The organism is Paraprevotella clara YIT 11840, from assembly GCF_000233955.1.
In the GTDB taxonomy this organism is placed as follows: domain Bacteria; phylum Bacteroidota; class Bacteroidia; order Bacteroidales; family Bacteroidaceae; genus Paraprevotella; species Paraprevotella clara.
Window position 1 is genome coordinate 22,522 of record NZ_JH376609.1, and the last position, 14,730, is coordinate 37,251.

At 48.8% G+C, this 14,730-nt stretch carries 11 protein-coding genes; 4 read left to right on the forward strand and 7 right to left on the reverse strand.

Annotated elements, in window-relative coordinates:
* Positions 1–155: 155 nt before the first annotated feature.
* Genes frr through floA form a run of 4 tightly spaced genes read left to right on the forward strand, consistent with a single transcriptional unit; the run spans position 156 to position 3,161 of the window.
* Positions 156–716, forward strand: coding sequence for a ribosome recycling factor (frr, locus tag HMPREF9441_RS11345; RefSeq protein WP_008621254.1), 561 nt, complete (start codon positions 156–158; stop codon positions 714–716).
* Positions 716–1,648, forward strand: coding sequence for a ribosome small subunit-dependent GTPase A (gene rsgA, locus HMPREF9441_RS11350; RefSeq protein ID WP_008621256.1), 933 nt, complete (start codon positions 716–718; stop codon positions 1,646–1,648). Before frr ends, rsgA begins: the two co-directional genes overlap by 1 nt.
* 17 nt (positions 1,649–1,665) lie before the next feature.
* Positions 1,666–2,130, forward strand: a complete 465-nt coding sequence (locus HMPREF9441_RS11355) for an NfeD family protein (protein ID WP_008621258.1) — start codon at positions 1,666–1,668, stop codon at positions 2,128–2,130.
* Between the two features lie 32 nt (positions 2,131–2,162).
* Entirely contained in the window at positions 2,163–3,161 is a 999-nt protein-coding gene (floA, locus tag HMPREF9441_RS11360; protein ID WP_008621260.1) for a flotillin-like protein FloA, read from the forward strand.
* A 337-nt stretch (positions 3,162–3,498) separates the two neighbouring features.
* Here floA and HMPREF9441_RS11365 read toward each other — a convergent pair whose 3' ends face one another.
* From HMPREF9441_RS11365 to rsmI, 7 genes are all read right to left on the reverse strand, one after another.
* A complete protein-coding gene (locus HMPREF9441_RS11365; RefSeq protein WP_008621262.1) occupies positions 3,499–6,261 on the reverse strand; it encodes an alginate lyase family protein in 2,763 nt (920 codons plus the stop codon).
* Between the two features lie 101 nt (positions 6,262–6,362).
* The gene (locus HMPREF9441_RS11370; RefSeq protein ID WP_039865247.1) at positions 6,363–8,306 is read right to left on the reverse strand and encodes a glycoside hydrolase family 97 protein; all 1,944 of its coding nucleotides are present in this window, start codon (positions 8,304–8,306) and stop codon (positions 6,363–6,365) included.
* 324 nt (positions 8,307–8,630) lie between these two features.
* Positions 8,631–9,701, reverse strand: coding sequence for a glycoside hydrolase family 43 protein (locus tag HMPREF9441_RS11375; protein ID WP_008621265.1), 1,071 nt, complete (start codon positions 9,699–9,701; stop codon positions 8,631–8,633).
* Positions 9,702–9,832: 131 nt separating this feature from the next.
* Positions 9,833–11,476, reverse strand: coding sequence for a fumarate hydratase (locus HMPREF9441_RS11380; protein ID WP_008621267.1), 1,644 nt, complete (start codon positions 11,474–11,476; stop codon positions 9,833–9,835).
* A gap of 122 nt (positions 11,477–11,598) precedes the next feature.
* Positions 11,599–12,858, reverse strand: coding sequence for a GTPase HflX (hflX, locus tag HMPREF9441_RS11385; RefSeq protein WP_008621269.1), 1,260 nt, complete (start codon positions 12,856–12,858; stop codon positions 11,599–11,601).
* 172 nt (positions 12,859–13,030) lie between these two features.
* Positions 13,031–13,885: a Cbp1 family collagen-binding glycoprotein adhesin gene (locus tag HMPREF9441_RS11390; protein ID WP_008621275.1), complete on the reverse strand. Its 855-nt coding sequence runs from the start codon at positions 13,883–13,885 to the stop codon at positions 13,031–13,033.
* Positions 13,886–13,897: 12 nt separating this feature from the next.
* Positions 13,898–14,602: a 16S rRNA (cytidine(1402)-2'-O)-methyltransferase gene (gene rsmI, locus HMPREF9441_RS11395; protein ID WP_008621276.1), complete on the reverse strand. Its 705-nt coding sequence runs from the start codon at positions 14,600–14,602 to the stop codon at positions 13,898–13,900.
* Positions 14,603–14,730 lie beyond the last annotated feature (128 nt).

The following is a 14,730-nucleotide window of genomic DNA, read 5'->3' on the forward strand; positions in this document are numbered from 1 at the left end:
AAAGAAAAAGAGCAAATAAGATGAAAACGAGTACCGTGCCAGAAGACTTTCCGATAATTCCTCCTCCGTTTTATTGCAGATGAATAAAAAATCCGCTACTTTTGTTTTTTAAAGTATCATAGTATCAATATATCATCTTAACAAAAGAACAGATTATGGCAGATTCAAAGACTATCCTTGACGAAGCGCAGGAGAAAATGGACATGGCGGTAATGTATCTGGACGAAGCCTTGGCGCACATCCGTGCGGGAAAGGCTGACATCCGTTTGCTCGACGGCATCCGTGTGGATTCCTACGGTTCCATGGTACCTATCAATAATGTGGCAGCCGTCAACACGCCCGATGCCCGCAGCATCGCCATCAAGCCGTGGGACAAAAACATGTTCCGCGTCATTGAAAAAGCGATTATAGATTCCGAATTGGGCATCATGCCGGAAAACAACGGTGAAATTATCCGTATCGGTATCCCGCCCTTGACCGAGGAACGCCGCAAACAACTGGCCAAACAATGTAAGGCCGAATGCGAAACGGCAAAGGTCAGCGTACGCAATGCACGCCGCGACGCCATCGACGCCCTGAAAAAAGCCGTGAAAGACGGTATGGCCGAAGACGAACAAAAGAACTCGGAAGCCAAACTGCAAAAGGTGCACGACAAGTATATCAAACAAATCGATGACTTGTACGCGGCCAAAGACAAAGAAATCATGACCGTCTGATGCGAGGGCTCGTCATCCGTAATACAGGAAGCTGGTACGTCGTCCGCACGGACGACGGCCAGTTTGTCGATTCTAAAATCAAAGGTAACTTCCGCCTGAAAGGCATACGCAGCACCAACCCGGTGGCCGTAGGCGATTTTGTGCAGATTACCGTTAATGCGGAGGGGACGGCTTTCATCACAGAGATAGAAGACCGTAAGAACTACATCATTCGGAAAGCTTCCAACCTGTCCAAACAAAGCCACATCATCGCAGCCAACGTAGACCAGGCTTTTTTAATCGTGACCGTCAGCCATCCGGAGACTTCCACCACCTTCATCGACCGTTTCCTGGCTTCGGCCGAAGCGTACCGCGTCCCGGTATCGCTCGTTTTCAACAAGACCGACTGTTACGATGCCGACGACCTCCGCTACATGGAAGGCATGATGCACCTGTACACCACCATCGGTTATCCCTGCCATGCCTGTTCTGCATTGCAGTCCCTCGGTATCGACGCGCTGCGCGACAGCCTGAAAGGCCGGACCACTTTGCTCTCGGGCCATTCCGGCGTAGGAAAGTCCACTTTGCTGAACACGTTGATACCCGACTTGAACGTACGGACGGCAGAAATATCCGCCGCACACGACACGGGCATGCACACCACGACATTCAGCGAAATGTTCAGTCTGCCCGGCGGCGGTTATGTCATCGACACCCCGGGCATCAAAGGATTCGGCACGTTCGACTTCGAAAAAGAAGAAATGGCACACTACTTCCGCGAAATTTTCCGGATTTCGGCAGACTGCAAATACAACAACTGCACGCACACCCATGAACCGGGTTGCGCCGTGCGCCGCGCCGTAGAGGAACATCTCATCAGCGAAAGCCGCTATGCCTCTTACCTGAACATGCTGGAAGACCGGCATGAAAGCAAATACCGGCAAGGTTATTAACATTTCAACTACTCTCCATGGAAATCATTACCATCATCATCCTGTTTCTGTTCTGCACCCTTCTGTTGGCCGCAGAACTGTTCATCCTGCCGGGCACAGGCGTGGCCGGCATCGCCGCAATCTGTTGTCTGGTGGGTGCCAATTACTTCACCTTCGTCTGGTTCGGGCTTACCACAGGACTTTGGTTATCCGCCGCGTCGCTCGTGGCCTGCATCCTCGTAGGCTATTGGATGCTACGCTCCAAGACACTGGAAAAATATTCGTTGCACAAATCCATCGACTCTACCGCCGCCACACAGGACCAACTTTCCATACAACCCGGCGACGAAGGAGTAGCCGTCACCCGCCTGGCCCTCATCGGCAATGCAGACATCGGAGGCCGGTTAGTGGAAGTCAAATCTGCCGACGGTTTTCTGGACGAAGGTACTCCCGTAATAGTAGTTCGCGTAGAGGAAGCCCAAATCACAGTCAAAAAGAAATAAACATATTATTCACCCTTTAATTTTCTGATATCATGTTATTAGATCCAGTTGTTTTTCCGGTATTCATTGCCATTGTCGCCATCGTTATCCTGGCGATATTTTTCCATTTCGTACCGTTCTTCCTTTGGCTTTCCGCCAAAGTCTCCGGCGTACACATTTCGCTCATCCAGCTATTCCTGATGCGCATCCGTAACGTGCCGCCCGGCGTCATCGTGCCAAGCCTCATCGAAGCCCATAAGGCCGGCCTGAAGAACATCACCCGCGACAATCTGGAAGCCCACTACATGACGGGCGGACATGTGCAACGCGTGGTACATGCCTTGGTTTCGGCATCGAAAGCCAACATCGACCTACCTTTTGAAAAGGCCACGGCCATAGACCTGGCCGGCCGCGACGTGTTCGAGGCCGTGCAGACTTCCGTCAATCCGAAGGTAATCGACACGCCACCCGTAGCCGCCGTAGCCAAAAACGGTATCCAGTTGATAGCGAAGGCCCGTGTCACCGTACGCGCCAACATCCACCAGCTTGTGGGAGGTGCAGGCGAGGACACCATCCTGGCCCGTGTAGGCGAAGGTATCGTTTCTTCCATCGGATCAGCCGAAAACCACGAGCAAGTTCTGGAAAATCCGGACTCTATCTCCAAATTGGTACTCAAAAAGGGTCTGGATGCCGGTACGGCTTTTGAAATCCTGTCCATCGACATTGCCGACATCGACGTAGGTAAAAACATCGGTGCCACCCTGCAAATCGACCAAGCCAACGCCGACAAAAACATCGCACAGGCCAAGGCCGAGGAACGCCGTGCCATGGCTATCGCCGCCGAACAGGAAATGAAAGCCAAGGCGCAGGAAGCACGTGCCGAAGTCATTCAGGCCGAAGCCGAAGTGCCCAAAGCTTTGGCACAAGCCTTGCGCGACGGTCACATGGGTTTCATGGACTACTACAAACTGGAAAATCTGAAAGGCGACACAGCCATGCGTGAGAACATCGGCAATCTGACGAAAGACGGAATGAAAGATATTCTGAAGTAAACCGGGCATCATTTTCCCGATCACCCCATAAACCTCTTTCTTCTCCCCTAAAAAGGAGGAAAGAGGTTTATTCTTTACCCACGTTCAAACGGCAGGCTCGCCCGGGCAGGCCAAAAGTAAGGAAATCACATAACAACACTCCGAAATACACCGCTCACATTTTCAAGACGTTATGATGGCTAAAAAAATCTCCTGAGATTGGAAAATCAATCTCAGGAGAACTTTTTTTCGTTTGGCTGAGAATGAATTTTCAATCTCCGCCAAACGATTTGGCGGATTGCGGTGTATATTCTTTTCATGGCATTCCTTTTAATACAATCTCACTTCAGTATTAACCTTAATGCAGCATAACCTTCCGCACATAAACCTTTCCTTGTATTTCAACACGAACCAAGTATAATCCGACTGGCAGTTTATTACAATAGTGGATACCATCCCGTACGCAGCCACTTTCAACAACCCGGCCATCCATACCTATCACTCTAAATCTTGCCTCTTCAGGAGCATAAATACAAATGCAATGTTCCGCAGGATGGGCCGACACTGACAGGTTCGGGGATAAAACCGTTCCGGTAATTCCATCTTCCTCATCATCTTCCCATTCGGCCGATGCTTCTTTGTCTTCTTCCTCCATCACCGTATTTACATTAGACCAGATTTCTATTTCGGATATATTGCAAGCAGCCGACCAATTATATACAGCCAGGTACCTGTACTTTCCCACAGGCCCTACGGTATAGCAACCTTCCGCACCGTCCTCGGTCAGCCAGGTATTCTCTAAAACGGGAATCCCGTCATAAATGTTTCCATTAGTACGCAAGACATCCTTCGCCTCCGATTGGTTCCATTCTCCTTTGAATCCCCCTTCAGCGGTATTACCTAAAACCTTCATTTGTTCTCTCGTATCTTGCGTCACACCGTCATTATAACAAGAAAGCCGGTTTATCTCCAAACCGCCCTCCCCGAAATCGTACACCAAAAAATACTGGTGCCTCAGTCCTATTGGTGTATCCTTAATACCATCGGAGGCCGCTATCAAAGCCGCCTCCGATTCATTGGTCTTGTCATTCCCATTCGCATCATATACATTCACTGCCACAGCCTTCTCATTTATATCCACCAGTTTCAGTTCTGACTTCTCCAAAGGCACAATACGAAGTTCTTTTAAATCTAATGTATGCCCCTTTCCTTGCATATACACTCTTAATACGGCAGCCCCACACCTGACGGTCACGGTTCCCAACAACTTTTCCGTCCAACCATTGGAAGGCTGTAGTTCCTTTCCCTTTTTTTCTCCTCCGTCAACGGCTACAAACAGTTTTGTTCCGGCTGACGAACTCCGGTAAGTGGCGTACACATTATACCGTTTTTCCACATTTGCGTCCATATTGTCATCCGGTGCCGGGAATACCATGGTATAACTCATCCATTCTCCGTGTTCCATGTCCGTCACATAAACCTCGTCCCCCTCTTTTCCTATTTCTACCGTGCCATCCGTCCGGTAAACCGACGACCGCTCCTTTCCGACATTATGATACGTGTGCATCTCTCCATCTCCTGTATAAAAATCATAGTCGACAGCTTTTATCACACACGGAATCGTAGGCATCCCCGACACCCGAACTCCGTCCTTCCATGTCCCGGCGTCGCCGACCATCCAATCCGTACGTTTCTTCGTCAACGTCCCCCAACCGGCCCATTCATAATACCAATTAGGTGCTACGCCCCAGTTTTCATGCCCATAATCCGCCATCATCTTGTCATAAGCCCGCTGTAGCCAAACATAATCGCTTTCAGGCACTCCTGCCCTAACCCGGTAATGTTCCAACGCTTGCGTCTTCCATCCACCCGGTCCAAACACTTTACCCCGATCGGCAGATGCCATGCTTTTGGCTTCCCAACGCTTGGAACGGCTTACTGCTTGGTAGAATTTACCGTTCTCAAAAGTGCACTCCTCCTCATTGGCCGTGTAAGCCGTAGGTTTCCATGGTTGCATTTGGTCGGGAAAAGACATTATCCCCGAAAGGTTGTATCGGATGTTGAATTCAATTCCTTTTAGAATCCTGTTATCCAACCAACCATATAAAGAGTCACCTTGATTCCAGGCCATTTCCGCGATTGCAGTATAATTCCCGATACCTCCCATCGTATGCCCTTGGTCACGACAAGACTCCTGACACTGTCCGTTACGATAAATATAATAACGCAGTGCCTCATCGGAATGGTATTCTTCTCCGGAGGCGGGCCATGTCACATTATAATCCCGTTTAAACTCATCCTCGCTAATCAGACTACCCTGTACCGGAGATCCGGCCTGATAAGGCAAATCGTCCTTACGTCCGGGCAAGCAAGCCAGATAACGATAACCTCTGTCATACATCGTATCATTATCCAAATAAATCCCCATAGCCATCAAGCCACGGGCTGCGAACAATCCTTGATTGCCGAAACGTCCCGGGTCGAACTTATAAATATTCCAATAAAAAGACACTCCATTCTTATTGTCATCCGATGACTTATAGGAATCTGCCGAGACTTTAGTACTGTAAAACGGATAAACCAGCATTTTCTTGAAGGCTTCTTGATCTTCCGGACGCCATCCTTCATAAGCACGCAACAACTCGGCCGCCTCTATCAACATGTATATCTTGCCGTTGTCGAGAGGTGCCGTCCCACGGCTACTGGCATTCACCAAACGATTATACCGGTTCAACCTTTTCACGGCATCATCTGCATAAGCCTTGTTACCCGTAATATGGTAAAGCAATGCCATATCATGTGCCCGGCGTCCGTCGGCTCCAATGGTTCCATTGAATTTGCCCTCTTTAATTTGTGTGATATCTGCATAATTACCATCACCGATTTGTGAGTAGCCGTCTTTCAACATGTGCTGAAACGTGGTATAAAACGGCTCCTGCCGGGCCTCTACCATCGCTTTCATCCTATCCAGGTCTGCCTGTGTGTAAGTGATACCCGGATGGACAAAAGTCCTTTTCTGTGCCTGGCCTTGCAAAAAGACGAGCATCCCTAAAGCAAATGCCACTTTCCTCCATACTTTCCCCTTCTTCATTATTCCCAACTTGTTTATCATGGCTTCCATATATTACATTACCATTTACCCTTATATGATTGTATACGAACGAAGCGGCATATACGCGTAAGCCCGTCTGCGTTTTAACACTATTTATGACGATACACCCGTTATAACGCTTCTCCCTTATACTTTTTGTATTGCCGCGTCTCCTCCCGATTAATTTCCCGCAAATGTATGGCCGCACCTCCACGGGGTCTCAAACGGAATTTCAATACCTGCGAAGCATTGACCCGTTTGTATACGCATTTTACATGGGTCCGGGTTTTTACCTCTTCTCCGCCATCCGTATATATTTGAGCCAGATATGTCTTCCCCTCTTCCAAGAAAGAAAGGGGAACATCTTCCTCCGCCCCGTCATTATTGGTCAAAAGCCCTACAAACCATTCCTTCTCCTTACGCCGGGCCATGACTATCCCCTTACCCGGATGTCCGGAAAGTACCTTGGAATCATCAAATATCGTAGGCAGGTTCTCAAACCATTCTATTTCCGGTTCTCCTTGATAAGCCGAAGGTTTATCGTACCAGAAAAGGGTCTGCAACGGACTGTAAAATACCAGCGAAGCTGCCAACTGATGGGCATGTGTATTCTTCAAACGCTCGTCATAATAACAGATGGTGTAGTCTGCCGCCCCGTTTATCATACGCGTAAAAGGCAGAATGGTGTTGTGCGTTGCATCCGGAAACTCCTCGTTTCCTAAAATACCCTCCTGTGTCAGTAAATTAGGATAGGTACGACTGAAACCAGAAGGCCGGAACTCATCGTGGATGTTCATCAAAAGATGGTTCTCCGCAGCCAAACGTACCAAATCATGCAACCATGTAGCCCATCGGTGACTTGCATACTGTACAAAACCCGACTTTACCCCTACTATCCCCCATTCATGCAAGATAGGAAATAATTCACGCGCTTGTTTCATCAATGCATGCTGGTTGACATACAACCAGACTCCTACTCCTTTTCCTTTCGCATACTCAACGATACGCGGCATATCCAATGTCTTCACGACCTTTGTGGCATCTCCGTCATGCGATCCACAAGGCATATACCATTTCCAATCGAAAAGCATATAGGGTATGTGATGATTGGCGCAAAAATCCACTGTTTCTATGGCTCCTTCCGTAGTCATTGTCACTTCACGCATGATCTTTCCCGGCTTCACCCATTGCGCCGCATCGACAATCTGACATGCAGGATTCAAATTCTGTATGATATCATTATGTTCCAACAAATCTCCCGGACGGTCAGCCGCCATGATGACTTTCCACGGTGTGGCACAATAGGTCACCACATCCACAGGACTATACATGACAGAAACCAACGTATTAGCCTTCTTTTCCGAAGCCACAAATTTAGTCAGACACCAATCATCCACATCCGCATCAACCAAAGCTACCCACTTTCCTCCCGGCAATTCCACGGTCAAAGCCCGTTCCACCGAATGTTTGATGCTGCTTATGGGCAGATATTCAAACTTAGCTTGCGCCCATTGCTCAGTCCAGGCCATAGAGAATGAAGGAAAAGTATATTCCGTTAAATCTGCCGTTACCTTATGAAAAATAGCTTTGGGATGTTCCGGAAGAAAGTAACGGAAAGCAATACCTTCATCGTATGCCCGTACCTCCATATTCAGTCGGTAATCCGAACCATCCTTTTTGGAAAGGTACATCGTGGCCGATCTATAATGGTCACGTACCACGCTACGCTCTCCGTACAGTGGATTCCAGATTTCATCGTGAAGAGGATGATATGTCACAGAATCAACGTCCATATTATCCATCCAACATCCAGGCTGTTCTAAATCACGCACTCCAAGTGACATTTCCCAGACACGATTGTCCATATCAAGTCCTGCACGAGACGTTTCTATCACAGGAGCTCCCCGATAATCCACACGATAACACAATTCATTCGTCCCCGAAGCCGTTCGACGTACCTCAAAAGAAACATAATGAGACCCATCGGGAGAAAACAGCTCCATTTTCGGTTCACTCTCAGCCCATAATGCCGATACGCCCCCAAACATGAGCACCAACACTTTTACTTTTTTCATTAGTTTCATTTTAATCTTATTAATATCTTCCATGTAAATTATCCAATTATCCACTTCTCCACCCTTGACTATACGCCACCTCTGGCAAGAAGACAATATTACTCTTATAATTAAATACGTTTCAGTGATGTTTATTACGCATTCAAACATCCATAATATAGCACAAAATATATTAAATCACAGTATTGACAACATAGCAGGCATTATTGGGCATTTTCTCAAATCTCATCCGATAATACCGTGAAAAAACAGAGCGTAACAAATATACGTTCAAGCTATCTGCTACACTCTCCAATATAAGAATAAGGAAAAAACCTCCTCCCGCTACTTAGCTTCTTGTCCCCGCCGCTTCATCTCGCGATCCGACCATTTCTGCAGGCGTTTGTATTCCTTTTTGGTCAACCGCATGAAAGAACCATGCTGCGGTGCCTCCACCCCTTCTATGGTGACAGGGGAATGGAAATTCTGCATACGTTCGTCGGCCTGACAGATACGATACTGCCGGGGTTTCGTGGAATATTGGATATAGGCCACCCGCCAAGTGCTGTCTCCTATCAGTTGGAAAGCCGAGCATCCTTCGCATTTCCGATTGCCCTCGAAACGCACATAGTCCGTTTCGCTCTTAATCCGGTAAGGTCCCGTCAGTTTGTCGGCCACGGCAGCAAAGATTCCCGGCGTTCCGCCTTCCTTTTTAATCAGCATGTGATACTTGCCGTCGGCCGGGATATAGTTGATGTCCGCGTCAATCGTAGCATAGCCCCAGTCGAACATCAAGCGGGGCTTGGTCAGTGTCGTAAACGAATGGTCGGCATAAGAATAATACATGCGGTCATACTTTTCTTCCTCTGGGTTCCACAAAGAATAGTAAATCATATATCCGCCTTTCGTCCCGTCCGGCCATACGTAGGCAGGATCCCAAAAAATCTGCGGAGCCCAAACCCGTTTTATCCCGGTATAGTCACGATACACATCCGGAGAATCCGGATCGGAAAAGACGGAGGGGCCCTTACGAAAATCGAAAGCCACGGATTCCCAGTGTATCAAGTCATCACTGCGAAGCAGGTCTATGCCATGGTTGAACCAGGAACGGCTTTTACGGTTGCTCATATCCGTCGTCACCATCACGTACCCTTTGCCGTCGTACGTCCTGCAAATATAAGCATCGCGCGCCCCTCCCTCTATGGGGGAAAGCTTCTCTACATCGTACACGGGATCACCTCCTAACAGGTCTTCGTAATGCAAGCCGTCCCGACTCAAGGCGTATGCCGTCCATTCTCCACGGCCGCTCATGTGACAGTATAAATAACCGTAATCTCCCTTTTGAAGATTTTGCGCTGCAAGCGGGGCGCATGCCATCCAGACCGCACAACCCCATGCCCACCATTTGTTTCTCATGTTTCTTTCTGTTTTTGAAGATTAAAAAAACCGCTGCACAGAATCACTTCTCCGCAGCGGCAAAAAACGGTGACACTATAAACCTATATACCATAAAAACGCCACCGTTATTCTTTTATCTGTATGAAAGATTATTTCTTACAGACGTTCCAAGGTTTGATTTGCTTGAAGAAATCGTTGCCTTTGTTGTCCACCAGGATAAATGCAGGGAAGTCTTCCACTTCAATTTTCCAGATGGCTTCCATCCCCAACTCAGGGTATTCCACGCACTCGATGCTCTTGATGTTGTTCTGCGCAAGGATGGCCGCCGGACCACCAATAGAACCGAGGTAGAAGCCGCCGTGCTTCTTGCAGGCATCGGTCACTACCTGACTGCGGTTTCCCTTAGCCAACATGATCATGGAACCGCCGTGGCTCTGGAACAAGTCTACATACGGGTCCATACGGTTGGCCGTAGTCGGCCCCATGGAACCGCAAGCCATACCCGACGGGGTCTTGGCCGGACCGGCATAATAAATAGGATGGTCCTTGATGTATTGCGGCAAGTCTTCGCCACGGTCGAGACGCTCTTTCAGCTTGGCATGGGCGATGTCGCGGCCTACGATAATCGTACCGTTCAAAGACAAGCGGGTAGCCACCGGATACTGATCCAACTGTGCCAGAATCTCTTTCATCGGACGGTTCAAATCCACACGTACCACATCGCCCTCGCCGGCCTGACGCAACTCTTCCGGAATCAGTTCGCCCGGATTGCTGTCGAGTTTTTCAATCCAGATACCGTCCTTGTCAATTTTACATTTGATATTACGGTCGGCCGAGCAAGACACACCTAAACCCACCGGACAAGACGCACCGTGGCGTGGCAAACGGATGATACGCACATCGTGTGCGAGGTACTTGCCGCCGAACTGTGCACCGAGACCGACCTTATGCGCCTCTTCCAAAACTTGCTTTTCGAGTTCCACGTCGCGGAATGCGCGCCCCGTGGCATCACCCGTAGTCGGCAGGTTGTCATAATAATGAGTAGAAGCCAGCTTCACGGTGAGCAGGTTCTTTTCGGCCGATGTGCCGCCGATAACGAATGCGATATGATAAGGAGGACAAGCAGCCGTACCGAGGCTCTTCATCTTCTCAATCATGAACGGTACCAAAGTAGCCGGATTGAGGATGGCTTTCGTCTCCTGATACAAATAAGTCTTATTGGCAGACCCACCGCCTTTGGTCACGCACAAGAAACGGTACTCCATTCCTTCGGTGGCTTCGATGTCGATTTGTGCCGGGAGGTTGCACTTGGTATTCACCTCTTCGTACATGCTCAACGGGGCATTCTGGCTATAACGCAGGTTTTCTTCGGTATAAGTCTTATAAACACCTTTCGACAAAGCCTCTTCGTCGCAATAACCGGTCCACACCTGTTGGCCTTTTTCGCCATGGATGATGGCCGTACCCGTATCCTGACAGAACGGAAGAACGCCCTTGCATGCCACTTCCGCATTGCGCAGGAACGTCAACGCCACATACTTGTCATTGTCGCTGGCCTCAGGGTCGTGCAAAATCTTCGCCACTTGTTCATTATGAGAACGACGCAACATGAACGACACATCGCGGAACGCCGCGTTTGCCATCGCCGTCAATCCCTCGGGAGCCACCTTCAACACGGGGTGCCCTTCAAACTCGCCGACCGACACATAGTCTTTGGTCAGCAAATAATATTCAGTATCGTCCTTACCCATCTGGAACATCGGAGCGTACTTGAACTCAGGTGCATTTGCCATAATCGTTTTTGTTTTAAATTGAGATATTTCTTGTTTCGTACTTGCAAAGATAGTGAAAGGCGAGCGCAGAGACAAGCGAAAATGGAGTTTTCATGCTTGGCTATACCCTGTTTTTCCCGACCCTACGCCCCTTCTTCGTCGTATTTCTCAAAAAGGAAATCATTGTAGGGGTATTTCTGCACGTGAAGTTCGCGTACTTTGTCGTACAACACTTTCTTCAATTCCTCCAAATTGGTCTTCTCACGGGCTGAAATGAAAATACAGTTGTCGTTGCGACGAGCCATCCATGTCTTCATCAGGTCGTCCAGCGACACGTTTTCTTTCGTGGCCGGCGTCAGGTCGTCTTCCTCTTTTTCCACCCAGTCGTAAGCGTCTATCTTGTTGAACACAATCATGCACGGCTTGTCGCTGCATCCCAAGTCGCCCAACGTCTTCTCCACCACCTGAATCTGGTCTTCGAAGTCTGGGTGGGCGATGTCTACCACATGCAACAGCAAGTCGGCCTCGCGCACCTCGTCCAACGTGCTTTTGAAAGAATCCACCAAGTCGGTCGGCAATTTACGGATAAAACCGACCGTATCGGACAGCAGGAAGGGCAGATTGTCGATGATAACCTTACGCACCGTCGTGTCCAACGTAGCGAACAGCTTGTTCTCGGCAAACACGTCACTCTTCGAGAGCAGGTTCATCAGCGTGCTTTTCCCCACGTTGGTGTAGCCCACCAACGCCACCCGGATCATACGTCCGCGATTGCTCCGCTGCGTCGTCTTCTGGCGGTCGATTTCGGCCAGACGTTGCTTCAGAAGCGACATCCGGTTCAGGATGATACGGCGGTCCATCTCCAACTGTGTCTCACCCGGACCGCGCAACCCCACGGAACCCTTCCCGCCGCCAGAGCCGGAACCGCCTCCCTGACGCTCCAAATGCGTCCACAAGCGTTGCAGACGGGGCAGCATGTAACGGTACTGGGCCAACTCCACTTGCGTCTTGGCATTCGCCGTCTGGGCACGCATGGCGAAGATGTCGAGTATCAACGACGTACGGTCGAGTATCTTGACTTTCAATTCCTTTTCTATATTACGTAATTGCTTGGCAGAAAGTTCGTCATCGAAAATCACCATACCGATTTCTCGTTCCGCTTCTTCTTCCGCCTCTATGTATGCACGGATTTCTTCCAACTTCCCCTTGCCCACATACGTCACGGAGTTCGGGCCGTTCACTTTCTGCGTGAACCGCTTCACCGTCACGGCACCGGCCGTATGGGCCAAGAACTCCAGTTCGTCCAAATATTCGTTCGTCTTGCGTTCGTTCTGCGTTTGCGTAATCAAACCGACCAGGACCGCCGTTTCGGCCTGTGCGTCGGAAATCACAAATTCTTTCATTCAAAAAACTTTCTTTATTCGGTGACAAAAATACATAAAACCCCGTTGGAAAACAAATAGAAAGGGGAGGAATTTAAAAAAGCAAAAGAGGCTGCGCAAACGCAGCCTCTTTTCTATTCATTTAAACCTAAAATACCTGCGCGGACATTCCTCCCCCGCAGAAAAAACGGCCTTATTTCACTTGGATAACCAGATACTTACTTACGCTCCAGAATGTTTCGGGCGCGGTAATATGTAACACATATTGTCCCTTGTTGTCTTTCTCCAACTTATAAGAACCAGCCGGATGGTTGGTCAGCAGTTTGGCGCTCTTGGAATACAACTTGATTTCCTTGTCGTAACGGATATCCACTTTCGTAAAATAATCCTTATTGAAATCATTGCCTTTCAGCACATCACCTTTCTGCAAGATTTTCTGTTCTTTCAATTCCGATTTCGTACCAAATACATACCATGCCGTATGGAGCTGCTTGTCCTGCTCGGTCACGGTCTGGTTTTTTGCCTTGTTTTCTTCCGTCAACGTATTCACGTTCTCATTCAAAGACGTAATGGCCTCACCTTGTTGGGCTATCACAATATCCTTTTCAGCCAATTGTGCTTCTAACTCCTGCACCCTTTGCTTCTGGGCTTCAAGCTGGGCGGACAAGTCGTCCACCATCTTTTTCAGTTTATCCCCCCCGATGGTACTCGTACGAAGCTTCTCTTTCAACTGACTGATTTTGTCCCGGTTTTGCGCCATGGCATCCTGAATGTACTGCATGTTCTCCCGAATGGCTTGTTTGGAAGTTTCCGATTCCATATTCCCGTCGTTCACGGTGATACGTCCCTCCGCCTCATTAATGCGCCGGAAGCCCTCCTGAATCTCGTTCACCGTTCCCATGATTTCATTCAATTCGGTATCTTTGTCGTTGATGACTTGCATCAGCGAATCCCGTTCCTCGGCAAAAGCCTGGTCTTTCTTATTCGCCCCGTTGTTACATGCGGTCAAAGCCGCTGCACACATCACACATAAAAAAATCTTTTTCATACGTTTCTATTTTTATTCGTTCATATTCTTTTTCTTACTCTCTTTCTCTTCGCATCCGGCCAGCACGATGACGAACTCTCCGCGCGGTTCCGTTTCTGTGAAATGAACCAACACCTCTTCCAACGTTCCCCGCACGCTTTCCTCATGCACCTTGGAAATCTCACGGCACACGGCAACTTGGCGCTCCGGCCCGAAAGTTTCAACGAACTGCGTCAACGTCTTGACCAAACGGTGAGGCGATTCATAAAAAACAAGGGTCCTGGATTCTGAAGACAAGGCCGCCAAACGGGTGGCCCGGCCTTTCTTAACCGGAAGAAAACCTTCAAAGCAAAAACGGTCGCAAGGAAGCCCCGAAGCGACCAAAGCCGGTACAAAAGCCGTGGCGCCCGGCAGACAAATCACTTCCACACCGGCCTTTACGGCTTCACGCGCCACCAAAAAACCGGGATCGGAAATACCCGGAGTGCCGGCATCGGATACGACTGCCACCGTCTCTCCGGCATTTAAACGACTGACCACACTGGAAACCGTCTGATGCTCATTAAACTTATGATAAGACAACATTGCATTCTTTATCTCAAAATGCTTCAGCAGAATACCCGTCGTACGCGTGTCCTCCGCCAGTATCAAATCGGCTTCCTTCAATATGCGCAAAGCACGATATGTAATATCTTCCAAGTTCCCCACCGGAGTAGGTACCAAATATAAGATTCCCATCAGTCTATTGTCAATATGGACAAAAGTAAGAATAAAACATTATCCGCTACACTACACACGTCAATATTTAACAGATGTTTGCGAATTTGCCTTTTTTTTTATCCTATTATCCACCCTTAATTCTTATT